Origin of the sequence: Exiguobacterium sibiricum 7-3, assembly GCF_000620865.1 — a bacterium.
Taxonomy (GTDB): Bacteria; Bacillota; Bacilli; order Exiguobacteriales; family Exiguobacteriaceae; genus Exiguobacterium_A; species Exiguobacterium_A sibiricum_A.
Map to the genome: position 1 here is coordinate 1 of NZ_JHZS01000006.1, position 24,767 is coordinate 24,767.

The following is a 24,767-nucleotide window of genomic DNA, read 5'->3' on the forward strand; positions in this document are numbered from 1 at the left end:
CTTGCGCTTCATTCATTGTTTGTATCCGAAGATACGTTTTTTGCCTCATCGTTCAGTTTTCAAAGTTCGTCGTGTCGTTTTCAGCGACTTTAATATCTTACCAAGTCACCAACACGATTGTCAATAACTTTTTTTGATATTTTTTTCGGTGTGTCACAACCATTTGCGGCACAAGAAGTAATATACCATGGAGTTTTTATTTGTACAAGTGTTTTATTAGAAAAACATTTAAAAATTTATTGTTCCCGTTTCTAACTAAGAATAATCTCACTTCCCTCTCAAAACATTCCTTGTTAATAAAGAAGAAAACTCTCCACTTCCTTCTATAAAGAAGCGGAGAGTCCAACGTTCATTAGTTTTGTTGATGACGCATTGTCGGGAAGAGCAAGACATCACGAATTGAAGGCGCATTTGTCAATAACATGACAAGGCGATCAATCCCGATACCGAGTCCTCCTGTTGGTGGCATACCGTATTCAAGGGCTTCGATGAAGTCATTATCCATTTCATGCGCTTCATCGTTCCCGGCTTCTTTTTCAACAAGCTGTGCTTCAAAACGTTCACGTTGATCGATTGGATCATTCAATTCCGTAAAGGCATTGGCGTGTTCCCGACGAACGATGAACAATTCGAATCGATCCGTAAAACGAGGATCTTCCGGATTTTTCTTCGCGAGCGGTGAAATTTCAACCGGATGGCCATAGACGAATGTCGGCTGAACCAATGACTCTTCAATTTTCTGTTCGAAGAATTCATTGAGGATATGACCTGTCGTCATATGCGCTTGGACTTCGACACCGTGTTCATGCGCCAGTTCATGTGCACGCTCTTTCGAAATCTCTTCAAAGAAATCAACACCTGTTGCTTCTTTGACAAGATCCGCCATGTGCGCACGTTTCCAACCGACAGACAAGTCGATTACATCTTCACCGTAGGTCACTTGTGTTGTACCAAGTACTTCTTGTGCGACGTGGGCAATCAAGTTTTCCGTCAGATTCATGATATCGTTGTAATCCGCGTAAGCTTCATATAGTTCAATCATCGTAAATTCAGGGTTATGGCGTGTCGAGATTCCTTCATTCCGGAAGACGCGACCGATTTCGTAGACTTTTTCGAGTCCGCCGACAATCAAACGCTTAAGATGCAACTCAATTGCAATCCGCATGTATAGTGTCATATCAAGCGCATTGTGATGCGTAATGAACGGACGGGCTGATGCACCACCTGCAATCGTATGCAACATTGGTGTTTCGACTTCCAAGTATCCGAGGCTGTCGAGATACTGACGAATCCCACGAATGACTTTACTGCGTGCGATGAATGTCTCACGCGATTCCGTATTCGTAATCAAATCGAGGTAACGCTGACGGTACCGTTGTTCGACGTCTTTGAGTCCGTGATATTTATCCGGAAGCGGACGTAATGCTTTTGTCAGTAACGTAAACGATGTGACGTGAACAGATAGTTCACCGACATTCGTTTTGAACACGTAACCGCTGATTCCAACGATGTCACCTAAGTCACACGTTTTGTAGATTTCATACGCTTCTTCGCCAACATCGTCCTTACGTACATACAATTGAATTTGGCCATTCACGTCTTGTACGTTTGTAAAACCGACTTTCCCTTTACGGCGTGTCGTCATAACGCGACCCGCGATCGAGACGTCCGGCTTCAGTTCTGCCAATTCTTCTTTTTCATGTTCGCCGTAAGCGGCACGAATACTCGTCGTATCTGTCGTGCGTTCGAAACGGGCACCGAACGGATCGAGTCCTTGTTCACGCATTGCGTTCATCTTACCGAGGCGCACCTGCATTTGATCGTTCATTTCCATGTCCTGACTCACTGTCTTCACTCCTTTTATAATGGTTCACGACGGTTTTTACTTCTTCGATGAAAAAGCTGCCGGTATGACCGACAGCTCTTAGCAAAACCGATTCGCTCATCTTCAATGGCATTAGCGTACCATAAAACGGGTAATCCCGACTATACTTTACCTGTCACACATGTACTGCATTCATTTCCAATGTTTCGACATACTCATGCAACAACTTTTGCAGTCCGACATGAGTATCCGTATCAAATAATGCTTTTCGAACATGCCCGTTCCCACTTAATCCTTTTAAGTACCACGCGACATGGGTTCTCATTTCCCGCACCGCAAGTGCCTCTCCTTTAAGTGCGACAAGACGTTCGGCATGCAGCAGACAAATATCAATTTTCTCGCGTGGCGTCGGCTCGGTCGACAATGTGCCCGACTCCAGATATTGAATCGTCTGATACAACATCCACGGATTGCCAAGCGCCGCCCGCCCGATCATGACACCGTCCACCCCGATTTCGTCAATCATCCGTTTCGCATCTTGCGGGGTTTGAACATCACCATTTCCGATGATTGGGATATTAACGGCCCGTTTCGCTTCACCGATGATCTTCCAATCCGCGACACCTTCATACTTCTGCGAACGGGTCCGACCATGGATGGCGACAGCTTTCGCTCCTCCGGCTTCCGCAGCCCGGACGTTGTCGACACAATAAATATGATGGCTGTCCCATCCCGTCCGCATCTTGACCGTGACAGGTTTATCAACCGCTTGCGATACGGCATGAACCATCTCGTAGACTTTATCCGGATCAAGCAACCATTTGGCACCAGCGTCACACTTCGTCACTTTTGGTACAGGACATCCCATATTGATATCAATGATGTCCGCATTTGTATTGGCATCGACATATTGAGCCGCTTTGACTAACGTTTCCTTCGATCCTCCGTAAATCTGCAAACTGAGCGGCTTTTCCCGATCATCCACATATAACATCTGCATCGTTCGTTCATTTTCATAAAGAATTCCTTTATCACTGACCATTTCTGCACAAACTAGACCTGCCCCGAATTCTTTTGCGATCAAACGAAACGCAGGATTACAGACACCCGCCATCGGTGCTAAAATGACACGGTTATTCAATTCGACTTCTCCAATTTTAAATCCTGTCATTCTTTTTTTCCCTTCTTCCTTCAATCGATCCCGACTCAATCCGTCTGACATCTGTTCGTTCTGTTTCCGGTAAATCCTGATAGAGTTCAGCAACCGTCCGATTTAAACCGGGAACAATATAAGAGGATACGAGTTCGTCAAGCGGAGCCAATACGAATGCCCGATCCTGCATACGTGGATGCGGTACTGTCAGTCCATCCATATGAATCATCTCACTGTTATATAAAAGGATATCGAGATCTAGTGTCCGCGGCCCATTTTTAAACAGACGTTTTCTTCCTTCCTGCTGTTCAATCTGTTGGAGAACGTCCAACAGTTGTTCCGCCGGTAAATCTGTCTCCAGTTCAATCACCATATTATAAAACAGATCTTGATCAGTATAGCCGACAGGAGCCGTCTCATAAACGGATGAAGGACGGATTGCCTGTGTCGTCGGAAGATGACGCAGAGCGTCAATCGCAGCTGCCAAATGTCCCGCTTTATCACCGATATTCGATCCCAGTGCGACGTAGGCACGATTCATGCATAATCGCCCCGCTTCCGGTGGATTTCAACGGCAACATGTTCATAATGTCCCGCAATCGGCGGATCCGGTTTAATGACCTTGATCGTCGTCTCAAGAATTCGGGAATCGAGTAACAGCACCTGCTCTGCAATCCGGTCTGCGAGCGCTTCGACGAGTTGCAACGGCTTCCCCTCAACGACCTGCTTCGTGACTTCGTACAACTCCGCATAATTGACACTTTCGCGTAAATCATCCGTCTTACCGGCACTCGATAAATCAAGACCAATCGTCAGATCAACGTTAAAGCGTTGACCCAACTTCGTTTCTTCTGCAAACACACCATGGTATCCGTAAAAACGCATACCGGTCACCTGTATCCGATCCATTTTCATTCTCCTCCCGGTAATTCCGCAGCCAACATCGTATCCATCATGACGGCTGCCCGTTTAACTGCCTGCACATCATGCACCCGCATCCATTCACACCCTTGTTGAATACCGTAGCAGACTGTCGCAATCGTCCCTTCGACACGCTGATCCGCTGGCAAGCCAAGCGTCAGACCAATCATTGACTTCCGGGATGTCCCAAGCAGGACCGGATAACCAAAGTCCGTCGTAATCGACAGATGACGCATTAAAAATAGGTTTTCTTGATGCGTCTTCATGAAGCCGATCCCGGGATCCAACCAGATGTGGTTTTCTGACACTCCGGCTTGTTTCGCCAATCGAATCGAATCTTCCAAATCGGCCCGTACTTCAGCCAGCATATCTAGTCCATGAGGTTCTGAGCGGTTGTGCATTAAAATGATCGGGACGTCATGCCGGGCTGCCACCTCGACCATCGATCCATCCCCCCATTTCGATCCCCAGACGTCGTTGATGATATCTGCCCCGGCACGAACAGCGGCTTCGGCGACTTCCGGTTTATACGTATCAATCGACACCAATATATCCAGTTCACGTTTCAAGCGCCGAATGACCGGGACAACACGGTCGATTTCGTCTTCAGCCGAGACAAATGAAGCGCCCGGTCTAGTCGATTCACCGCCGACATCAATCGCGTCCGCTCCATCCGCGACGAGTTGTTTCGCATGCCGGACTGCTTGTTCGATATCCACATAGTTTCCACCATCAGAAAAGGAATCCGGTGTCACGTTGAGAATCCCCATGATTTTCGTCATCCTTTTTCCCTCCTTGACCACTTCGACTGGACGGCATCATCAAACAATCTCCGGACTGCTTGATATCCGTGTCCTTCGAGACCCGGGAATGTTCGACCATCCAAGGAAGAGACCGCGACCGCTTCTTGAACCGAGTTCGTATAAAGGATTTCATCCGCTTCCGTCAATTGCGGCAACAACGCCAGTCGTTCCTCGACAGGCAACTCTTCCATCAGGAATTGACGGGTGATACCATTGAGGGCACCTGTCTCAAGTGGTGGCGTATACCATCTTTCTCCGTAACGCCAAAAGATATTGGACGTGATGCCTTCACAGATGAAACCGTCTTTTGTCAAAAAGAGACCTTCTGCCTCTTGATTAAACAACTGACGTTTGGCGACCAAATTGTTCATATAGTGATGTGATTTCAACCGATAACTTGTTTCCGGTGTACTCCGGGGCAAACGAACGGTTTCAAGCGCCCGTTCCGCCATCTGTCTGGAACCGATCGATTTCGCATACAACAGAACGGTCGGCTGCTCATACGGTTCAATCGAAAGACCGATTTCACGTGCTCCGGCAGAGACGTTTAAGCGAAAGTACAGATCTCCCGTTCCATTCATACGACACAACGCTTCAACAGCCGCCAATAAGTCATCACGTACGTAAGGTAATTTGATACCGATTGCCGCGCAACTCATCTGCAGACGCTCGATGTGATCATCAAAGAGAAACGGATGTCCCGCATACGTCCGGAATGTCTCGAAGACCCCCATCCCGTATAGATATCCATGATCGAGCGGCGAGATGCGTACGTCTTCTTCTTGTTTTATCTGTCCATCATGCCAAAGATACATAGTGTGTCAACTCCAAAAAGTTTTTTAACATCTGTTTCCCGTCACGTGTCAAAATCGCTTCCGGATGGAACTGGACGCCGACGATCGGCAACTCCTTATGACGAAGGGCCATGATTTCCCCGTCTACTTCTGCCGTCATCGTCAAGGCGTCCGGGAAACTTTCCCGTTCGACGACAAGCGAATGATAGCGCGTCACCGGTGTCTCCTGTTCAATTCCGGCAAACATACCGGAACCGTCATGGGTAAGCAAAGACACTTTCCCGTGCATCAATGTCTTTGCCCGGACCACCTTTCCACCAAACACTTGACCGATTGCCTGATGCCCAAGGCAGACACCGAGGATCGGCAGACGACCGGCAAAGTAGCGGATGGCTTCTAAACTGATTCCGGCTTCGTTCGGAGTGCATGGTCCTGGGGAAATAACCAAATGATCCGGAGCGAGTTCTTCAATTTCCTCAATCGTAATCGCATCGTTTCGGAAAACACTTACCTCTTGTCCAAGCTCTCCAAAGTACTGTACTAAGTTATACGTAAATGAATCATAATTATCGATCAGTACAATCATGTCGTTCCCTCCGCTAATTCTTTGGCGACCCAAAGCGCCTTCGCCTTACTGAGTGATTCTTCATATTCGCTTTCCGAATCGGAATCTGTCACGATTCCGGCTCCCGCCTGAATATACGCCATCCCGTCTTTTGCGACAAGCGTCCGAATCAAGATATTAAAAATCGCATCATCCGCCCAGCTGATAAAACCGAGTGAGCCGGTATAAATTCCCCGACGGACCGGTTCAAGCTCTTCGATGATTTCCATCGTCCGGATTTTAGGTGCGCCGGTAATCGTGCCTCCCGGGAACATGGCGGCAAGGACACTGCTTCCGGTCTCCCCTTCCGCAATCTCACCCCGGACGTTCGAGACGATATGCTGAACGTGTGAATATTTCTCAATCACCATCAACTCATCGACATGAACCGAACCGTAGCGGCTGACCCGTCCTAAATCATTTCGTTCAAGATCGACGAGCATCACGTGTTCCGCCCGTTCTTTTTCGTTATCGAGCAACGTTTTCGCTAAAGCGAAATCCTCTTCCTCATCTTTGCCGCGCGGACGGGTTCCTGCAATCGGACGGGTCGCGAGGGATGAATCGATTTTTTCGACGAGCAACTCAGGTGACGCCGACACGAGAACCAGTTCCTGATCTGCAAAATAGCCCATGTAGGGAGACGGGTTGACAGTTCGCAAGACGTCATAAATGTGCGCTGGTGTCGTCTGGAGCGGCTCTTGCTGGCGGACAGCGAGATTCACTTGAAAGACATCGCCCGCCTCGATATACCGTTTGATCCGATCGGCGGCGTGGATGAAATCATGCCGTTTAAAGGAACGGTCCCGCTGAGGCCGCTTGACGTCTGGAACCTGAAAGACTGGTGCCGGACTCATTTGCCGCCACGAGGCGACTTCTTCGACTAATGCCAGACGGGCTTCCGCTTCTGTCTCACGGGTGACGGCAACAAATAATTGACTTTTCTCATGATCAAAGACGGCCACCTCATCATACCAATAGAGGGAAAGATCAGCCGTCTCCAGGTCGTCCGCCGCCTGATGCGGCAGGCGTTCTAAATAACGGACAGCATCATAACTGACGTATCCCGCCAGTCCTCCAAAAAACGGTGGCATTCCCGTCGGTCGAGCCGAAGCGTAACGTGAACGGATGTCCTCCAAGATCGTAAATGGAGCATCTGTCGTCTCTGTTCGTTCCCCGGACACCGTTACCGTCGTGAGACCATTTTTTGTCCGAATGTGTCCCACCGGTTGGATCCCCGCCATCGTATAAGCTCCGATTCGTCCGCTTTCAAGCCAGACGTGTCCGGTCTGGTTTGCCGTCAATTCGACGTACCGGTTATAAAATTGTTCCTTCGTCCATGTAAATGCTTCGTATACTGTCTGTCGCACGCTTGTTCCTCCACTTCCGAGCTATTCTGTTTTCATTATACGCAAAAAATCAGTCAGACGGACGACTCAAACGCAAGTCCTATTCTTTCCGACGAGGAAAAAGAGGTCCATTCCGAACAACCGGAATGGACCTCTGAGTCTGTTAAGATTATAGTTTTGAACTGTCCGCCTCTTCTTCCACTTGATACAGTGGCGTGCTGAGGTAACGTTCTCCGTTCGACGGGATGATCGCGAGAACCGTTTTTCCTTTGCCTAGACGCTTCGCTGTTTTCAAGGCAGCCGCAATCGCAGCACCGGAAGAAATTCCGCCAAGTACCCCGTTCGACTTCGCTGCACGACGGGCATGATCAAACGCTTCTTCCGTCGTCACCTGCTCGACACTGTCATAAATCTGCGTATCAAGAATCGACGGAACAAATCCGGCTCCGATTCCCTGCAATTTATGAGGTCCCGGTTTTCCGCCTGAAAGAACAGGAGAATCCGTCGGTTCAACAGCAATGATTTCGATGCCCGGGAATGCCTCGCGTAAAACTTTCCCGGCTCCTGTAATCGTACCGCCTGTTCCGATTCCAGCGATGAAGGCATCGAGCGTCAATCCTTCGAACGCTTCGACGATTTCCGGTCCGGTCGTCTTTTCATGAACAACAGGGTTCGATTCATTGTTGAACTGTTGCGGCATGAAATAGCCGTGTTCTTCTGCCTCTGCCGTTGCTCGAGCAATCGCACCCTTCATTCCTTCTGGACCGGGTGTTAAAATCAACTCCGCACCGTACGCACGAAGAAGAGTTCGGCGTTCCATGCTCATCGTTTCCGGCATGACGAGAATCGAACGGTATCCTTTGGCAGCAGCGACCATCGCTAATCCAATTCCTGTGTTGCCACTTGTTGGTTCAATGATAGTATCGCCTGCTTTTAAGTGACCCGCTGACTCTGCTGATTCGATCATCGCTAAGGCGATTCGGTCTTTGACGCTTGACCCCGGATTCATATATTCCAATTTCAAGTACACGTCCGCATCTTCCGGTCCTGTTAAATGATTTAATTTAACGATCGGCGTGCGGCCGACTAAATCTAATACTGAATTCGCAATGCGCATGACCATTCCTCCTCATAATGAAAAGCTTTAATTCCAAGTAATCCGATAGATCAATTATCCATGGACTGGATGGAAATTGTCAATCAAAGCGCTCCACGGTCGGCTTCGATCCATTTTTCGACTGTTTTTCAACTGCTTCCGCAATCAAACGGTCAATCGTCTCCCGTTCATGATCTTTTTTCATGACCTGATAGACATCAGCCCGTGTGATTTCCTCGTCTCCGACTTTGGCGACGACTTCTTCGAGTGGTCCGCCAATGCTGTCTTGGACAATTTTCGGTGAATCGACTTTCGGCAATTCACCCATGAACGCGTAAGCCCCTGTCAAAAAGTTCGTCAGTAACAAAATGAAAATCAACATCCACAAGTACTTAGAGTTTACAGTTCCCATTTTCAGACCCTCTTATGCTCTTTCGAGTGATTTTTCGCGAAGTGATTGTAATTCTTCCACATCGTATTGGTAATGTTCCGAACAGAAGTGACAGACAGCTTCCGCGCCGCCATCTTCGTCAATCATCGCCTGGATCTCATCAGGTCCCAGTGCGACGATTGCTGTGGCTAGTTTTTCACGCTCGCACGTACAGTTGAAAGCAACCGGAATCGTATCGAGCACTTCGAATGATTCACCGAGAACCAGACTGAGCATCTCTTCCGGTGTTTTTTCTTCACCGACTAGAATCGAGATTGGTTTCAACGCCGCGACCCGTTGTTCCAGCGCCGCAATCGTCTCTTCCGATGCACCTGGCATCAATTGAACGATCAGGCCGCCCGCTGCGATGACTGACTCATCTTCTGGATAGACGAGGACACCCGCTCCAACGACAGACGGACTTTGTTCAGACACAGCGAAGTAATACGTAAAGTCTTCACTGATTTCACCTGTCTGAATCGGAGACTGGCCACCGACGAAATCACGGAGACCTAAATCTTTGATGACGGAAATGTTTCCGCGACCAACAGCATCGCCGACTTTTAATTTCGTCAAACCGTCACTGTTAACGTACGTATCCATCTCGACACGCGGGTGGCTGACATATCCCCGGACTTGTCCTTTTGCATCGGCATCGACGATGATTTTTCCGATTGGACCATCACCTTCGACTTTTAATGTGACGCGGGTGTCACCTTTTTGCATCGTTCCCATCATGGCGCCGATCGTCAATGTCCGGCCGAGTGCTGCCGTAACGACAGGTGTCGTCTGATGACGGAGTTGTGCTTCGTATACCGTTTTGGTTGAACGGATCGCAAAGGCACGGACTTCCCCGTTGAACCCTAATGCTCTTACCAAATAATCCTCTTTTAATTGTGCCAATAATTCTTCACGTTTCATTATTTTTCCCTCACTTATTTCGTTCGTAGATAATCCGCAACCCGTCAAGCGTCAAAAATGGATCGACGATTTTAATCGTTGCAGATTCCTCACTGATTAGTCGGGCGAGTCCACCTGTCGCGATGACAGTTGCCTCTCCCATTTCTTCTTTCATCCGATGGACGAGTCCATCGACTTGCGCGACGTAGCCGAAGTATGTTCCGGACTGCATCGCATGTACCGTATTGCGGCCAATCGTTGATTGCGGTTTGGCAATTTCAATCCGCGGTAATTTAGCCGCCTTATTATAAAGTGCTTCTGTCGACACCATGACACCCGGTGAAATGATTCCACCGTAGTAGCGTTTTTGTGCGTCGATATAACAATAGGTCGTTGCCGTTCCAAAATCAACGATGATCAAAGGACCATCATATTTGACCGTCGCTGCGACGGCATTGACGATCCGGTCGGCTCCAACTTCTCTTGGATTGTCGACTTTCAGGTCAAGTCCTGTCTTGATTCCGGGTCCGATTACGAATGGGCGCCGGTTGAAATAACGGACGCACATGTTTTCGAGCGGAAACACGACAGGGGGTACGACAGATGATAACACGATTCCCTCAATGTCTTCCACGTTTAACTCTGCATCACGAAACAGGGCTTTTACCAACATCCCATATTCATCGGTTGTCCGGGTACGGTCCGTCGCAATCCGCCAATGTTGAACAAGTGTTTGTTCATCATATACCCCAAGTACGATATTCGTATTTCCTACATCGATTACTAAAATCATCTGATTCCCCACTTTTCTCTGACGATAACTGATATATACGTTGTGATTATACCATGCAGTTTAGGCATCACCTATCGAAGTGCGTGCTGCGGATTGGCGCCTCCACCAAAAAAAGAGGTCAGCACCCCGGTTGGGAATGCTGACCTCTTGCTCGAACGAATCATCCGTCTTATTCCTATCGTCACCCCGGTCGATTAGACCGGGAAGATAGAAAATCAGATTTGATCATCCCGACGTGGTTGATCTGGTTTTTCAGTATCGACATTTTGTCCTTCGTCGATGACAGAGCCGCGTTGCGTCGGAGATTCTGTTGGTTGATCGATGACAGGTGTCGTCGATTCCGGCGTTTTCTCGTCTGCTTTTGGTTCTGTAATAGCCGCAGGCTCATGTTTTTTATATTCGCCTGTCTCTAAGAGATGGTGAATTTGTTTTTGATCCAGTGTTTCGACTTCAAGTAACGTCGTCGCAATCAAATCAAGCTGATCGCGTTTCTCCGTCAAGATCGTCTTCGCCTTTTGGTAACAACGGTTGATGATCGCTTGAATTTCCATATCGATTTCATGGGCAATCGCATCTGAATAGTTCTGTTCGTTTTGGAAGTCACGTCCTAAGAAGACATTTCCACCTTGACCGGAACCAAACTGAAGCGGTCCGAGTTTTTCACTCATCCCGAACTCCATGACCATCTTACGGGCAAGTCCTGTCGCACGTTGGAAGTCATTGCTTGCGCCAGTGGAAGCTTCACCAAAGACGACATCTTCCGCAACACGACCACCAAGTAATCCGGTGATTTTGTCTTCAAGTTCAGGTTTTGTCATGAAGTAACGATCTTCTTTTGGAAGCATGATGACGTAACCGCCTGCATTACCACGAGGAACGATCGTTACCTTATGCACTTCATCCGCGTCATCGAGTGTGACACCGATGATGGTATGACCTGCTTCGTGCCATGCCACGATTTTTTTCTCTTTCGGTGAAATGATCCGACTCTTCTTCGCAGGACCTGCGATGACGCGGTCGATCGCTTCTTCCAAATCAACGATTGAAATCTTATCACGGTCTGTACGAGCTGCGATAAGTGCCGCTTCGTTCAACAGATTTTCAAGATCTGCACCAGAGAAACCTGGTGTACGTTGCGCGATGGCTTTCAAATCAACTGTTGTATCGAGTGGCTTGTTGCGTGCGTGTACTTTAAGAACCGCTTCACGTCCAACGACATCTGGACGCTCAACCGTGATTTGACGGTCAAAACGACCCGGACGGAGTAAAGCTGGGTCCAGGATGTCCGCACGGTTAGTTGCTGCGATCATGATGATTCCTTCATTTTCACTGAATCCATCCATCTCAACAAGAAGTTGATTCAATGTTTGTTCGCGCTCATCATGTCCACCACCGAGACCGGCGCCACGTTGGCGACCGACGGCATCGATTTCATCGATAAAGATGATACATGGTGCGTTTTTCTTCGCGTTTTCAAATAAGTCACGGACACGGGATGCCCCGACCCCAACAAACATCTCAACGAAGTCAGAACCTGAAATCGAGAAGAACGGGACGCCGGCTTCGCCAGCTGCCGCACGTGCTAACAACGTTTTACCTGTACCTGGAGGACCTACAAGGAGGACACCTTTTGGAATACGGGCGCCGAGACGTGCAAACTTACGTGGATCTTTCAAGAATTCAACGACTTCGACGAGTTCTTGTTTCTCCTCATCTGCTCCTGCAACGTCGTCAAACGTAATCTTTTTCTTTTCTGTATCATACAGGCGCGCCTTCGATTTACCGAAGTTCATGACACGGCCGCCGCCGCCGCCACCTTGTGCTTGATTAATCAAGAAGAAGAACAGGATGAAAATGATGATGAATGGCACGATTGTCGTCAACAGTGCAATCCAACCACCGTTTGTTTCTGCTGCTTTGAAGTCCATCTTGACGTTTTGACTACGCAATTGCGTATACAAATCCGTCAGTTCTGTATCAACAGCTGGTACGACCGTTTCATATGTCGTATCTTTTTCACGTAATTCACCTGTGACATTGTACGTCTGTCCCTCATACTGGAACGTCGCCGTCTTCACATCACCTTTTTCAACAGACTCGACAAACTGTGTGTAATTGATTTCTTTGCTTTTGTTCACTGGACTCTGCAAGTATTGCAGAAACAAGATCAAAGCTAGAAAAATGACCCCAAACACAAGGGTATTCTTCACTGCTCGGTTCATCGTAGGCCTCCTCTCCGCATCAACTGATTGGTTTTCTTCAATCGATACGAATCCTAACGCGGCAAAGCGCGCTTTGTAATTGGTTTCATCTTATCATGTGACAGTCAAGATTAAAAATAATTAGCCGCCGTAGACTGCTGGTTTCAAGACACCAACATAAGGAAGGTTACGATATTTTTCTTCATAGTCAAGACCATAACCAACAACGAACTCATGTGGAATAACAAAACCGCTGTAATCCGCATGTAAATCGTTTTTACGACCACTTGGCTTATCAAGCAATGTTACGATTTTTACCGACTTCGCTTTCCGGTATTTAAAGAGGTCCACGAGGTAGCCTAACGTTAATCCGCTGTCGATGATATCTTCGACAATCAGGATGTCACGTCCTTCTACGGATGTGTTTAAATCCTTCTCAATCTTCACTTCACCCGTCGATGTTGTACCGCCGTGATACGTCGATACATCCATGAAGTCCATTTCAAGATGCATGTCCATCTTTTTGACGAGATCTGACATGAACGGCATTGCGCCTTTCAGGACACAAACGAGGAGCGGGAAACGATCTCCGTAATCCGCTGTCAGTTCACCCGCTAGTTCACCGACTTTATGTTGGATCTCTTCTTCTGAAATCAGTACTTTTTCCATATCATTCATTAAGGTCATGCTAGGTATTCCTCCTCCATTTTAAACACTACATTACCATTCTATCATTAAACACGATTCTGCGAGGAGTTCAAATGACCCGAATATTGCAATTCGATGTCCGATGACCGCCAGAACTTGTCCTGCCGCATCCACGACAACCGGAATTTCCGTCCGTAACACCCGTGGAACCTTAGCATCCACAAGAATCCGACTCACTTTTTTCGTACCGACCGCTAACCGAATCCGATCACCTGGTAAAGGTCGTCGAATCGTTAGTGGAAAACGAATGGCCGAAAGTGGAATACCGGTCGTCGAGCGTGAGAACGTAATCGTTTGTTCACCATAATGATAAGTGCCCAAATCCATTCCCACCTCCAATGCTTCCGGGAGCAGGTTCTTTTCCGGACAACGGACACATGTCACATAGCCATATGTACGCTGTATCCTCCAGTTTCCATAATACACTTCACTGGACGGCATATCTACTCGTAACAATGTCAAAAATTGATTGTATTCCTCGGAAGTAAAGTCGCGTTCCGGCAATAAGGAACGCAGGACAAGCCGCTTGAAGTCTGACGGTAGTGTTTGAATCGCTTCAAGAGGAAGCCCGCGGTCCGTCATCTGTTTTTTAACAAAGGACATGACGTACGTGAAATGTTCCTGTTTTTGTTCATGACGGGACATCGCCGCCTGAACCGTTGCTTCTTCATAACCCGGACGAAGTTCCGCAAGCAACGGCAGGATCCGGTGCCGCATCTGATTCCGTAGATATTTTGTGCCGGCATTCGTCTCATCCTCATACCATGTCACATGATGGGCTCTTGCATAGTCATACAGTTGTTGTTTCGAGTACGTCAATAACGGACGATAAATCTGTCCCGTCGCAAAGGAACGGATTCGGGGAATGCCGTCGACACCTGCCTCCCCTCGGATCAATTGAATCAACAGCGTCTCCAATTGATCGTCCCGGTGGTGTGCGAGTACAAGATGCCGCCGTCCGGTCTCAGCCATGACCTCTTGAAAAAAGGCATAGCGTCTCGTCCGGCAAGCCGCCTGGCTCGGTGTTTGATTATCCCACTCGAGGCGTATCATCCGAATCGCCACTTGTCTGGCATTCGCCCAAGCCCGGACTGCTTCTGCTTCTTTATCCGATTCTTTGCGCAAACCATGATGAACATGAACAATCATTAGATCATGATTCGCTTCATACAAAAGATGTGCCAGTACCATTGAATCACAGCCGCCGGAAACAGCAACCAATAACTGTTCTTTCGGAAGATTAATCTCGAATCCCATGCCTGGTCCCCCTTGATCCATAAATGAATTAAACGAAAAAAGCTACCTCTATATAAATAGAGATAGCTTTTTTACAGAATGACCCGTACGGGAATCGAACCCGTGATACCGCCGTGAAAGGGCGGTGTCTTAACCGCTTGACCAACGGGCCAAAAAATATGGTAGCGGCGGAGGGAGTCGAACCCACGACCTCACGGGTATGAACCGTACGCTCTAGCCAGCTGAGCTACACCGCCATATTTTGAATGCGTGCGTCTTAAGCACATTTTCTATAATACGGTGGAGTCAAATAATTGTCAACGCTTTTTATAAAAATAATTTCAAAAAAATAAAAGATGGAATGAACAGCGTCATTCCATCTCTATTCTTATAAAGAACAGGTCAGCAAGTTATTGACGTTTAGCACCGCGTCCGCCACGTTTTGAATCGGTTTGTCGTTTCAATGTCGCAAGACGATCTTCACTATCTTTGAGGAAACTAGTCATCAACGTATCGAACGTTTGCTCTTTACGTGGAGCTGGTGCACCACGGCCACCTTTGTTAAAGCCACCGCGGTTTCCACCGCCGCCGCTTCCGCCACGTGGTCCTTTGTTATCGAACGAACGTGGTCCACGGTCTTGACCTGCTGGACGTGGTCCGCGATCAAATTGACGAGCTGGAGGACGAGGACGTTCGCCTTCTGGACGATCGACCGCTTTCTTAATCGAAAGACCAATCTTACCGTCGTTCTCTACACTCAGCACTTTAACCGTGATTTCTTGTCCGACTGTCAAGACATCATTGATATCTTTGACGTAAGAATCGGCTACTTCACTGATGTGAACAAGACCTGTCTTACCCGTCGGTAATTCTACGAACGCGCCGAAATTGGTGATGCCTGTAACTTTCCCTTGTACTTTGCTGCCTACTTCAATCGACATAAATTGTATTGCTCCTTTTTAGTTGATTCTTTCTTATTATACGAGTGATTCTACATTTTTTCAATCAATCGAGAACCTTCGTTTAATCTTCCGGTGAAAAATAGAAAATCGTTTCGCCTTTTTTCGAGTATAACAGTTCACTTCTCGCTAAGTTCGCAACATACTTCTTATCATTCAATCGTTCAATCTCTTCTTTCAGACGAACAGTTTCTTTCTCTGCTTTCGCCTGTTCTTGGTTCGCAACCTGAAACGACTGCTTCTGTTCAGCGATCAGTTGTTTTTTTTCGATATATGACCACCCCATCAGGGACAGGACAATAAGAAAGATCGACATACAGACTAAGAAGCGCCTCTTCAGACGTAAACGGTTTTCGATTGCATTTTGACTCAACTGTTTTTTCCGGTCATTAAGCGGTTTGATCTTGGGCGGTGTATCACGCCCTGATTCCAACGGTGCTGGCATATCATCCCTCCTTATCCGAGTGGTCATCTCTGACACTCTCTAGTATACTTCCTTTTTCAACCAAATTACATCGATTCTTCGGAATTCACTTTTTCTTCACGAATGATTTGATACATATCCGATGCTTCTTCTTTTTTCGCGTGTTCTTTAATACTGTCGATTTGAACGGTGACAATCTTATTTCCGAACCGGATTGTCATCTCGTCTCCGACCGCAACCGTGCTGCTTGCTTTTGCGACAAGCCCGTTGATCGTGATCCGACCTTGGTCGGCAACCTCTTTCGCCAGTGTCCGGCGTTTGATTAAACGAGATACTTTTAAAAATTTATCGAGTCTCATGACTGTTCCTCCTGCTTTGATTGATTCCATAATGCATCTTGTTCCGCTAGAGACAACTCTGTTAACGGCCGGGCCGCCAATTGCTCCATGCGTGTGAAACGACGAATGAACTTGTCATTCGTTTGCTGTAAAGCATCCTCTGCGGATAACTCCATGTATTTGCCGACGAGTGCGAGCGAAAACAGGATATCACCGAATTCACCCAACTGCTCCTCTGCCGGAGCCTCTTTTAATTCTTGAATCTCTTCCTGGACTTTATCGAGTGCACCGGCAACCGTCTCCCATTCGAATCCGACCCGGGCGACCTTTTTTTGAATCTGTTCCGCACGCAATAAGGCAGGTGCTCCCTTGGTGACGCCGTCCAACAGATAAGTCCGTTCCGATTTTTCCTGCGCTTTAATTTCCTGCCAGTTCGTGACGACGTCCGCAGCCGAGTTGACTTGGACATCTCCAAAGACATGCGGATGTCTGCGAATCATCTTGTCGCTGACACTCCCAATGACATCACGTACATCGAAATACCCTTCATCCAGACCGATTTGAGCGTGTAGCATGACTTGCAACAAGACATCTCCTAATTCTTCTATCATTAAGTTATCGTCCTGAAGGTCGATTGCTTCCAGTAATTCGTAGGATTCTTCGATTAAATGTTTTTTGAGCGATTCGTGCGTCTGTTCTTGATCCCACGGACAGCCGCCTTCTCCACGCAAGCGGGCGATGATTTGCTTGAGTGTCGTAAAATCACGATTCAAGATCGTTTGATCCGTGACCGGCGGTACATAAACCGTCGTCAAGTTACTGAGTGTCGTGATGTGATCCAGTTCATAAAGCGGAACCGTCATGACGTTTTGGCGACTCGTTCCTGCTGCCGTCACAAGTGTCACGTCATGTTCATCGGGATAACGCTCCATCAACATGACCTTTAAATCACCTGCAACCAATTGATCATAGACTTGTCCGATCAACAGATGCTGACGGATTTGCGCTTCATCGATATCAAACGCTGTCGCATCCAATAACTGAAACCCTTCAATCGGATCGACGCCAACTGCAGCAAACATCGGATCAAGGAAGCTTTGACCACCGATGATATCGAGGTGGTCTGTCTGGGCAAGTAGCTGTTGGATCGTACTCTCCGCGACGAGCGGATGACCCGGAACGGCATAGATGATCGGCTCCTTCTCGGATTGTTCAAGCAACGTTGCAACAATCTCACGATAAACGCCTTCAAACTGATCATGTTTTTCATAAATAAAATCAAACGATGTAAATTCCATTCCCTCTGCCATCAATTCTGAAACGACAGGATGATCCGCGGTTCGCAGATAAATCGGTTGTTTCGTTTCCTTCAAGCGTTTATAGATGCCGTACGGTAATTGTTCCAGTTCTCCGACTCCTAAGCCGACGACTGTAATCTGATGTTTCATATAATCCTCCTATGCTGATGCATTCGATATAGTTTTTCCCCAAACGGTAACAATGCCCATTCCCGCTCCGTCAAGACACTCATCCGTAAGGCAAAGAGACAAAAGACGCAGGCTCCGCCCAGGACGAGTAAAGCGACCTCAAGCGTCGCTCCAATCCGGTTTTCCCAGCCTGACAGACGGAAAAGTTGTTCGACGATGTATAAAAACAGAGCCATCGGGATGACTGCCTTCAAGAGACGGACATAAAAAGGGCGTCCTGCCGTCACCCGGCCAAACTTCCGATTGAGTAACAGTAACTGAGCTGCCGCCATGACCGCAAAACCACCAAAAGTCGCCATTCCGGCACCAATCATGCCATATAAGGGAATCAAGTAGATGTTGAGACCAAGCTTGATCAACAGGCCTGCGACGACACCGACAAACGCATATTTTTCCGCATCAACAGATTGAAGACACGATACGATGATCATCGATAAGGAGGCAGTGAACGCCGTTGCTGCCAACCAACTGAGTGCTGCTGTTCCGTTGTCATCCTGATACAAGGCAATGTTCAATGGACGCATGACACCCACTAATCCGACGGTTGCTGCTGCCGCTATCAATAGTCCGGATCGTAAAAGTGTCTCGAGATGCAGTTTTGTCGCCGCATCATTTCGCTTCCGGTATTCCATCAGCAACGTCGGAACGCTGGCTAAACTGATGGACGTCGCGAACAAGATCGCAAACTGTAACAGAGGGTATCCTCGATCAAAAATTCCTTTTTCGACTTTCGTCTCCATCGAATTCCCGAGTAAATTGACAAACGTCAATCCATCGATCAATTGCATCAGCAACAAGGCTAAAGACGCGATACTGACTGCTAGACCACTCGTCAACAGGACCCGTCCGACACGGCGAATGTGTCGTTTCGAGATGACGGGACGACCGATTTTATCTTTCGCAAAACGTAACAACAAGGCAAGCGACGCAATGCTTCCGCCGAGTGCCGTCATATGGGCGTTTGCTCCGACTTGATAGGGATTCGCACCTACCTGAACACCGTAATATGTCACGATCAACAATAAACAGACCCGAACGGCGTTTTCCGTGATTTGTGAGAAAGCCGTCGGACCCATCTCAAGATCCGCTTGAAACATCCCGCGTAAAACAGCAATGACCGGCAACAGGTAAAACGTAAAAGTGACGGCACGAAGCGGTTGGACGAGTTGTTCATCGCCGAATAAGAGTGCGACTTCAGGAGCGACCCACCAACCAATCGTTCCGAGTATAATCGACATCGCGAGCAGGACAAAGAAAATCGACCACAACACTTCGCGTTTCTCTTCCGGATGATGCAACGTTAACTTCGCAACGACGACCGGTAAGGCGTAAATGCCAAGCGCCGCCGCAATCGCAAATACCGGATAGACGGTTTGATAGACATATAACCCAAAGTCTCCCGCCATATTTTGATACGGAATCCGGTAAAAGAAACTCAACAGTTTTGAGACATAGCTCGAAATAGCAAGCAAAGCTGCCCCTTGCGCAATCGTCCTTCGTTGGCTCATTGTACGATCCGGCGGTCAATCTCAGCCAGTAACCGTTCAGCCTGCTCTGTCATCTGTTGTAAGTTTTGTTTCCCGCGGTTGAGCGTCAGAACAAGTTTACCTTCTTCCTGCCCCATGCCTAGACCACGTCCGATCGGAACGGTCCATTTGACGAAATCCGCTACATCCAGCGTTTGTGTCGTCTGTTCAGACAGAACGATTTCAATTTTCGGATCCGTTTGTTTGACCCGTTCCACCCGTGCCCGTTCGGCAAAGATTCTCATTCGAGTTAATTGAATCAACCGTGCCACTTCAGTCGGGAATTCCCCGAAGCGCTCCAGCATCTCTGTTTCCAGCGATTCCAGACTTTTTGGTGTATCGACATATTTCAAACGTTTGTAGAACTCGATTTTGAGTTCCGAATCTGCCATATAGTGACTTGGAATATAGGCATCCAAACTGAATGTGAAATCCGGAACGAATTTCTGAACTTTTTTTCTTCCTTTCATCCGTTCCTTCCGTTCTTCGACTGCTTCCGAAAGCATTTGTGAATACAGATCGAACCCGACAGAGTCGATGAAACCGGATTGTTGGGACCCGAGCAAGTTCCCGGCTCCGCGAATCGATAAATCACGCATCGCAATCTTAAATCCGCTCCCAAGCTCAGTGAATTCCTTGATTGCTTGCAGACGACTTTCCGCAACTTCCGTCAATCTTTTTTGCGGACGGTATGTGAAGTAGGAATACGCGACACGGCTCGATCGACCAACGCGACCGCGTAATTGATACAACTGGGAAAGACCCATCTGATCTGCATCGTTGACAATCAAGGTATTGACGTTCGGAATATCGATACCCGTCTCAATGATCGTCGTACTGACCAAGACGTCCGCATCCCCTTCGAAGAAGGCGATTAATTGACTCTCAAGTTCTGTTTCTGTCATACGACCATGGGCAGTAACGACACGTGCTTCCGGTACGAGTGCCCGGATTTCCTCCGCTTTCCGTTCGATTCCTTCGACGCGGTTATACAGGAAGAAGGCTTGTCCGCCCCGTCCAAGTTCACGCTCCAGTGCTTCACGCATGACGATTCCGTCATACTCCATGACATACGTCTGAACCGGGTAACGGTTTTCCGGGGGTGTCTCGAGCACGGATAAATCACGAATTCCGATCATCGACATATGCAGCGTCCGGGGAATCGGTGTCGCAGTCAATGTCAGAACATCGACGTTTGTCTTCAACTGTTTCAGTCGTTCCTTGTGTTTGACGCCAAAACGTTGTTCTTCATCGATGATCAATAATCCGACGTCCGCGAACTGGACATCTTTCGACAGGACACGATGGGTACCGACGACGACATCGATTGTCCCTTCCTTCAATCCTTTTTTCGTCGCTTTCAGTTCTGCCGCCGAGCGGAAACGACTCATGACGGAGACGTTGATCGGCCACTCGCTGAATCGTTCGAGCATCGTTTCATAATGCTGTTGGGCAAGCACCGTCGTCGGAACGAGTAAGGCGACCTGTTTTCCTGCCATGACAGCTTTAAAGGCTGCCCGAATGGCAACTTCCGTTTTCCCGTAACCGACATCCCCACACAACAGACGATCCATCGGGCGTGGTCGTTCCATGTCTTTTTTAATCTCTTCGATCGACCGGAGTTGGTCGACGGTTTCTTCATAAGGGAAGGACGCTTCAAAGGCCTGTGTACTGTCATCATCTTCCGGGAACGCAAAGCCGACGGCTGCTTCCCGCGCCGCGTAGAGCTTAATCAGTTCATCCGCGATATCCTCGACGGATTTTTGAACTTTCGCCTTGACCTTCTTCCATTCCATCCCGCCCAATTTATAAATCTTCGGCTCTTTTCCTTCTGCCCCGACATACTTCTGAATCAAGTCAATCTGGTCGACCGGGACATACAACGAATCTTCGCCGGCATAAATCAAATGCAGGTAATCTTGGTGATTGCCAGCGACATCAATCGTTTTGATGCCATGATAACGACCGATTCCATGATGGATATGGACGACATAATCGCCGGTCTTCAATTCCTGATAACTTTTGATCCGTTCGGCATTTGTCAGTTTCGTCGTTTGCTTCCGGCGTCGTGCCGGCTGTTTAAAGACCTCTTCTTCCGTGATGACGACGAGACGGGCATTTGTCATCTCGAACCCACCGTGAATACCACCGATTAAAATCGACGGATGCCCGCGGCGAATCTCATCTTCCGTCGTGTGCAAGGAAGCTTCGACTCCGTAATCCGATAACGTCTGACGCATCCGTTCCGCCCGTTCCCTGTTACTTGCCAGGAAGACCATCCACATATCGGCCCGGCCGTACCGGTCGACTTCCTGTTTCAATCGTTCCATCTGTCCATGGAAAGGTGCAATCGGCTTGATGCTGAAATGAATCGCTGCACTTTCCGGAACACCGCTGCGCCGTGTCGGAAGTAATGATAAATACAGCAACTGTCGTTGCTTGAACACCTGCAACATCGGAACCGATAACGTATAGTCGCTGATGCTTTGACCACGCTCAATCAAAGAGGCCATCCATTCGGCTTCTTCCGTATCCTGGACCTCGGCTGCTTCTTCAATCCGTGCCACCTCATCAACAATCAAAACAGCATCCTTGATATCGTCGAGTAACGTCGTTTCATATAGAAGTGGTGCATATTTTGCAAGTTGCTTCGGACGATCACCGCTTTCGAGGACTTCGACGTCGTAAGCAATTCCTTCTTCCAGTGCAGCCAACACTTCCGTACTTTGGACCCGTTCCTTCGTCGCTTCGTACAGATGGCGCAATTGTTCACCGGCCGACTTCAATCCGTCGCGTGTTGCAAAATGTTCCGTTGCCGGAGGCACTAATGCTTCGGCGATGACACCAAGCGAACGTTGGGTCTCCGCATCAAACGTATAGATGGAATCGACTTCCTCATCAAATAAATCGAGCCGATAAGGACGTTCGACGGTCAACGGGTATAAATCAATGATGCTTCCGCGAACAGCGAATTCTCCAGGTGTCGTCACCGTTGCCGTCCGTTCATAGCCGGCATCGACCAATTCTTGAATAAAGTCGGGAATCGACAGGACATCCCCCGGTTTGATTCGTTTCGTATGCCCTAAAAAGTCCGATGCCGTCGGGACATAACGTCTCAGCCCGACAAGCGGAATGATGAGAATTCCGTCGTCCGTCGTCAGCAGACGATGACGCGTTTCAATCCGGGTCGCGCGCAACTCCGGACTTGCACCGTATGACAGCTCCGCCGCAAGCGTTTCGTCGACCGGATACAACATCACGTCCTGCTCGGGTACAAGTTCAATTAAATCATCATATAATTTTTGAGCCTGGAACATGTTATGGGTCACGATGACGAATCGTTTTTTTGTCTCTTGGTAAATACCGGCGATGAATAATGCTTTTCCGCTGTTCATCAGTCCCGTGATCAGTTGAGCATTGACCCCGTCGCGGAACCGTTCCCGGACGGTTTTAATCTCCGGAATGCCGAGTAACAGATTTTGTAGTTGTTTCATACTTTCTTTCCCTCCTAGGACGACAGCAAAAACGCTTTGGTCACCCAAAGCGTTTTGTTCAGTTATAACGATTCATCAATGCTAAAAACGGCGTATCGATGAAATCGGTTGCGATATCGACGGAATCAGACAACACATGTTGCAACGTCGTCTGTTCTGATTTGGCGAATGGCATCAAGACCCAGTCGATGACTTGAATCGGTGCTGGCGGACGACCTACTCCGAGTTTCAATCGTTTGATGTCCTGTGTACCTAAATGTTGAATCAACGATTTGACCCCGTTATGACCACCGGCACTTCCTTTTGAACGCAGGCGCATCTTCTCAAGCGGCAAATCAAGGTCATCATAAATGACGAGGACATCCTCGACCGCGATTTTGTAGAAATCGAGCAACGGACGGACAGCTTCTCCCGATAAATTCATATACGTCAATGGTTTAACAAGAACCACCCGTTCCCCTTTAATCATTCCCGTTCCGAAGACGGCTTTAAACTTCGACTCCGTTAATTTTATGCCATGCTCCTTAGCGAGGGCATCGATGGCCAAAAAACCGATATTATGACGTGTATTCGTATATTTCGTACCTGGATTTCCTAAACCGACGATACATTTCATATCGTCACCTCCTCTACTTTTCTACTTTTCCGATTCGCATTCCGCTCACGAAAAATGGAACGCACAAGGGTCCGATTTCTAAAAACCGGACCTTGGCGTTCATATCTGTTTGTAATCAGCTGAAGAGCGGGCTGATTGATTTTTGTTCGTGGACACGGATAATGGCTTCTGCCAGCAAACGTGCAACTGAGATTTGTTTGATTTTGCTTGCACATTCACGTTTCGTCAAATCAATCGTGTTCAAGACGACGAGTTCTTCGATTGCCGAGTTTTCAATTCGCTCCATCGCCGGACCTGAGAGAACCGGGTGCGTACAGCAAGCGTACACTTGCTTCGCTCCGTTTTCAATCAAGGCGTTGGCAGCAAGCGTGATTGTACCAGCTGTATCGATGATGTCGTCGATGATGATGGCAATCTTACCATCAACTTGCCCAACGATGTTCATGACTTCTGCGACGTTCGGTTTCGGACGGCGCTTATCGATGATTGCGATTGGCGCTTTTAATTGTTCTGCTAATTTACGTGCCCGCGTCACACCGCCATGGTCTGGAGAAACGATGACGAGTTCGTTCGGGTCGATGTTCTTCTTCTCGAAGTACGAAGCAAGCAAGGGAACACCCATTAATTGATCTACTGGAATATCGAAGAATCCTTGGATTTGAGCGGCATGAAGATCCATCGTCACGACGCGTGTCGCACCGGCTACTTCAAGCAAGTTCGCCACAAGCTTCGCTGTGATCGGCTCGCGTGAACGGGCTTTGCGATCTTGACGTGCATATCCATAATACGGAATAACGACATTAATCGTCCGTGCAGAAGCGCGTTTTAAAGCGTCGATCATGATGAGAAGTTCCATCAAGTTTTCGTTGACCGGTTGGCTAGTCGATTGAATGATGTAGATATCATCCCCACGGACGCTTTCTTCGATGTTCATTGAAATTTCGCCGTCACTGAAGTGTTTGACTGAACTTTCGCTGACAGGAATTCCGATGACTTTAGCGATTTCCTCTGCCAGTGGTTTGTTCGAGTTAAGTGCGAAAATACGAATTTCATGTTCTAAGACAGTAGACATGGTTAGGTGGCCTCCATTTGTTTGGGTTTAGACGAGTAGAG

At 48.1% G+C, this 24,767-nt stretch carries 23 protein-coding genes and 2 tRNA genes; all 25 read right to left on the reverse strand.

The window, feature by feature from the left end; genetic code table 11:
* Positions 1–352: 352 nt before the first annotated feature.
* Positions 353–1,834, reverse strand: a complete 1,482-nt coding sequence (gene lysS, locus P402_RS0100670; RefSeq protein WP_147269823.1) for a lysine--tRNA ligase — start codon at positions 1,832–1,834, stop codon at positions 353–355.
* 166 nt (positions 1,835–2,000) lie between these two features.
* Positions 2,001–2,996, reverse strand: coding sequence for a tRNA dihydrouridine synthase DusB (dusB, locus tag P402_RS0100675; protein ID WP_026826978.1), 996 nt, complete (start codon positions 2,994–2,996; stop codon positions 2,001–2,003).
* Positions 2,983–3,519, reverse strand: a complete 537-nt coding sequence (folK, locus tag P402_RS0100680) for a 2-amino-4-hydroxy-6-hydroxymethyldihydropteridine diphosphokinase (protein ID WP_026826979.1) — start codon at positions 3,517–3,519, stop codon at positions 2,983–2,985. The genes dusB and folK overlap by 14 nt, the downstream gene beginning before the upstream one ends.
* Complete coding sequence (folB, locus tag P402_RS0100685) at positions 3,516–3,887, reverse strand: dihydroneopterin aldolase (protein ID WP_026826980.1); 372 nt, start codon at positions 3,885–3,887, stop codon at positions 3,516–3,518. The genes folK and folB overlap by 4 nt, the downstream gene beginning before the upstream one ends.
* Before the next feature lie 2 nt (positions 3,888–3,889).
* Positions 3,890–4,681, reverse strand: a complete 792-nt coding sequence (folP, locus tag P402_RS0100690; protein WP_026826981.1) for a dihydropteroate synthase — start codon at positions 4,679–4,681, stop codon at positions 3,890–3,892.
* Positions 4,678–5,517, reverse strand: coding sequence for an aminotransferase class IV (locus P402_RS0100695; protein WP_026826982.1), 840 nt, complete (start codon positions 5,515–5,517; stop codon positions 4,678–4,680). Before P402_RS0100695 ends, folP begins: the two co-directional genes overlap by 4 nt.
* A complete protein-coding gene (locus tag P402_RS0100700) occupies positions 5,501–6,082 on the reverse strand; it encodes an anthranilate synthase component II (RefSeq protein ID WP_026826983.1) in 582 nt (193 codons plus the stop codon). The genes P402_RS0100695 and P402_RS0100700 overlap by 17 nt, the downstream gene beginning before the upstream one ends.
* Entirely contained in the window at positions 6,079–7,467 is a 1,389-nt protein-coding gene (locus P402_RS0100705; RefSeq protein ID WP_026826984.1) for an anthranilate synthase component I family protein, read from the reverse strand. The genes P402_RS0100700 and P402_RS0100705 overlap by 4 nt, the downstream gene beginning before the upstream one ends.
* Positions 7,468–7,615: 148 nt before the next feature.
* Positions 7,616–8,563, reverse strand: coding sequence for a cysteine synthase A (cysK, locus tag P402_RS0100710; RefSeq protein ID WP_026826985.1), 948 nt, complete (start codon positions 8,561–8,563; stop codon positions 7,616–7,618).
* 79 nt (positions 8,564–8,642) lie between these two features.
* Positions 8,643–8,924: a hypothetical protein gene (locus P402_RS0100715; protein WP_026826986.1), complete on the reverse strand. Its 282-nt coding sequence runs from the start codon at positions 8,922–8,924 to the stop codon at positions 8,643–8,645.
* Positions 8,925–8,966: 42 nt separating this feature from the next.
* Positions 8,967–9,893, reverse strand: coding sequence for an Hsp33 family molecular chaperone HslO (hslO, locus tag P402_RS0100720; protein WP_026826987.1), 927 nt, complete (start codon positions 9,891–9,893; stop codon positions 8,967–8,969).
* 10 nt (positions 9,894–9,903) lie between these two features.
* Entirely contained in the window at positions 9,904–10,665 is a 762-nt protein-coding gene (locus P402_RS0100725; protein WP_026826988.1) for a type III pantothenate kinase, read from the reverse strand.
* A 215-nt stretch (positions 10,666–10,880) separates the two neighbouring features.
* Positions 10,881–12,887 (reverse strand): ATP-dependent zinc metalloprotease FtsH, encoded by a 2,007-nt coding sequence (gene ftsH, locus P402_RS0100730; RefSeq protein WP_026826989.1) that lies wholly within the window; start codon positions 12,885–12,887, stop codon positions 10,881–10,883.
* Between the two features lie 120 nt (positions 12,888–13,007).
* Positions 13,008–13,553, reverse strand: a complete 546-nt coding sequence (hpt, locus tag P402_RS0100735) for a hypoxanthine phosphoribosyltransferase (RefSeq protein WP_012368964.1) — start codon at positions 13,551–13,553, stop codon at positions 13,008–13,010.
* Between the two features lie 33 nt (positions 13,554–13,586).
* The gene (tilS, locus tag P402_RS0100740) at positions 13,587–14,831 is read right to left on the reverse strand and encodes a tRNA lysidine(34) synthetase TilS (RefSeq protein WP_026826990.1); all 1,245 of its coding nucleotides are present in this window, start codon (positions 14,829–14,831) and stop codon (positions 13,587–13,589) included.
* A 79-nt stretch (positions 14,832–14,910) separates the two neighbouring features.
* Positions 14,911–14,982: transfer RNA gene (locus P402_RS0100745), tRNA-Glu, on the reverse strand.
* Positions 14,983–14,990: 8 nt separating this feature from the next.
* Positions 14,991–15,067: transfer RNA gene (locus P402_RS0100750), tRNA-Met, on the reverse strand.
* Between the two features lie 153 nt (positions 15,068–15,220).
* On the reverse strand, positions 15,221–15,751 hold the full coding sequence (locus tag P402_RS0100755) for a S1 domain-containing RNA-binding protein (RefSeq protein WP_012368962.1): 531 nt from the start codon (positions 15,749–15,751) through the stop codon (positions 15,221–15,223).
* A gap of 82 nt (positions 15,752–15,833) precedes the next feature.
* Positions 15,834–16,214 carry an FtsB family cell division protein gene (locus P402_RS0100760; protein WP_012368961.1) on the reverse strand — a complete coding sequence of 127 codons (381 nt, stop codon included), beginning with the start codon at positions 16,212–16,214 and terminating at the stop codon, positions 15,834–15,836.
* A 65-nt stretch (positions 16,215–16,279) separates the two neighbouring features.
* A complete protein-coding gene (locus P402_RS0100765) occupies positions 16,280–16,552 on the reverse strand; it encodes an RNA-binding S4 domain-containing protein (RefSeq protein WP_026826991.1) in 273 nt (90 codons plus the stop codon).
* Positions 16,549–17,979 (reverse strand): nucleoside triphosphate pyrophosphohydrolase, encoded by a 1,431-nt coding sequence (gene mazG / locus P402_RS0100770; protein ID WP_026826992.1) that lies wholly within the window; start codon positions 17,977–17,979, stop codon positions 16,549–16,551. The genes P402_RS0100765 and mazG overlap by 4 nt, the downstream gene beginning before the upstream one ends.
* Complete coding sequence (locus P402_RS0100775; RefSeq protein ID WP_026826993.1) at positions 17,976–19,526, reverse strand: polysaccharide biosynthesis protein; 1,551 nt, start codon at positions 19,524–19,526, stop codon at positions 17,976–17,978. The genes mazG and P402_RS0100775 overlap by 4 nt, the downstream gene beginning before the upstream one ends.
* On the reverse strand, positions 19,523–23,038 hold the full coding sequence (mfd, locus tag P402_RS0100780) for a transcription-repair coupling factor (protein ID WP_026826994.1): 3,516 nt from the start codon (positions 23,036–23,038) through the stop codon (positions 19,523–19,525). Before mfd ends, P402_RS0100775 begins: the two co-directional genes overlap by 4 nt.
* A gap of 58 nt (positions 23,039–23,096) precedes the next feature.
* The gene (gene pth / locus P402_RS0100785) at positions 23,097–23,654 is read right to left on the reverse strand and encodes an aminoacyl-tRNA hydrolase (protein ID WP_026826995.1); all 558 of its coding nucleotides are present in this window, start codon (positions 23,652–23,654) and stop codon (positions 23,097–23,099) included.
* 115 nt (positions 23,655–23,769) lie between these two features.
* Positions 23,770–24,726, reverse strand: a complete 957-nt coding sequence (locus P402_RS0100790; protein ID WP_014969100.1) for a ribose-phosphate diphosphokinase — start codon at positions 24,724–24,726, stop codon at positions 23,770–23,772.
* Positions 24,727–24,767 lie beyond the last annotated feature (41 nt).

Excerpts from the sequence above, each read along its gene's own strand:
- P402_RS0100755 (WP_012368962.1), bottom strand. The coding sequence starts at position 15,751 with ATGTCGATTGAAGTAGGCAGCAAAGTACAAGGGAAAGTTACAGGCATC.
- mfd (WP_026826994.1), bottom strand. The coding sequence starts at position 23,038 with ATGAAACAACTACAAAATCTGTTACTCGGCATTCCGGAGATTAAAACC.
- ftsH (WP_026826989.1), bottom strand. The coding sequence starts at position 12,887 with ATGAACCGAGCAGTGAAGAATACCCTTGTGTTTGGGGTCATTTTTCTA.
- dusB (WP_026826978.1), bottom strand. The coding sequence starts at position 2,996 with ATGACAGGATTTAAAATTGGAGAAGTCGAATTGAATAACCGTGTCATT.
- P402_RS0100760 (WP_012368961.1), bottom strand. The coding sequence starts at position 16,214 with ATGCCAGCACCGTTGGAATCAGGGCGTGATACACCGCCCAAGATCAAA.
- P402_RS0100790 (WP_014969100.1), bottom strand. The coding sequence starts at position 24,726 with ATGTCTACTGTCTTAGAACATGAAATTCGTATTTTCGCACTTAACTCG.
- P402_RS0100695 (WP_026826982.1), bottom strand. The coding sequence starts at position 5,517 with ATGTATCTTTGGCATGATGGACAGATAAAACAAGAAGAAGACGTACGC.
- P402_RS0100725 (WP_026826988.1), bottom strand. The coding sequence starts at position 10,665 with ATGATTTTAGTAATCGATGTAGGAAATACGAATATCGTACTTGGGGTA.
- P402_RS0100765 (WP_026826991.1), bottom strand. The coding sequence starts at position 16,552 with ATGAGACTCGATAAATTTTTAAAAGTATCTCGTTTAATCAAACGCCGG.
- P402_RS0100715 (WP_026826986.1), bottom strand. The coding sequence starts at position 8,924 with ATGTTGATTTTCATTTTGTTACTGACGAACTTTTTGACAGGGGCTTAC.
- hslO (WP_026826987.1), bottom strand. The coding sequence starts at position 9,893 with ATGAAACGTGAAGAATTATTGGCACAATTAAAAGAGGATTATTTGGTA.
- mazG (WP_026826992.1), bottom strand. The coding sequence starts at position 17,979 with ATGAAACATCAGATTACAGTCGTCGGCTTAGGAGTCGGAGAACTGGAA.
- lysS (WP_147269823.1), bottom strand. The coding sequence starts at position 1,834 with ATGGAAATGAACGATCAAATGCAGGTGCGCCTCGGTAAGATGAACGCA.
- cysK (WP_026826985.1), bottom strand. The coding sequence starts at position 8,563 with ATGCGCATTGCGAATTCAGTATTAGATTTAGTCGGCCGCACGCCGATC.
- folB (WP_026826980.1), bottom strand. The coding sequence starts at position 3,887 with ATGGATCGGATACAGGTGACCGGTATGCGTTTTTACGGATACCATGGT.
- P402_RS0100775 (WP_026826993.1), bottom strand. The coding sequence starts at position 19,526 with ATGAGCCAACGAAGGACGATTGCGCAAGGGGCAGCTTTGCTTGCTATT.
- hpt (WP_012368964.1), bottom strand. The coding sequence starts at position 13,553 with ATGACCTTAATGAATGATATGGAAAAAGTACTGATTTCAGAAGAAGAG.
- folP (WP_026826981.1), bottom strand. The coding sequence starts at position 4,681 with ATGACGAAAATCATGGGGATTCTCAACGTGACACCGGATTCCTTTTCT.
- tilS (WP_026826990.1), bottom strand. The coding sequence starts at position 14,831 with ATGGGATTCGAGATTAATCTTCCGAAAGAACAGTTATTGGTTGCTGTT.
- P402_RS0100700 (WP_026826983.1), bottom strand. The coding sequence starts at position 6,082 with ATGATTGTACTGATCGATAATTATGATTCATTTACGTATAACTTAGTA.
- folK (WP_026826979.1), bottom strand. The coding sequence starts at position 3,519 with ATGAATCGTGCCTACGTCGCACTGGGATCGAATATCGGTGATAAAGCG.
- pth (WP_026826995.1), bottom strand. The coding sequence starts at position 23,654 with ATGAAATGTATCGTCGGTTTAGGAAATCCAGGTACGAAATATACGAAT.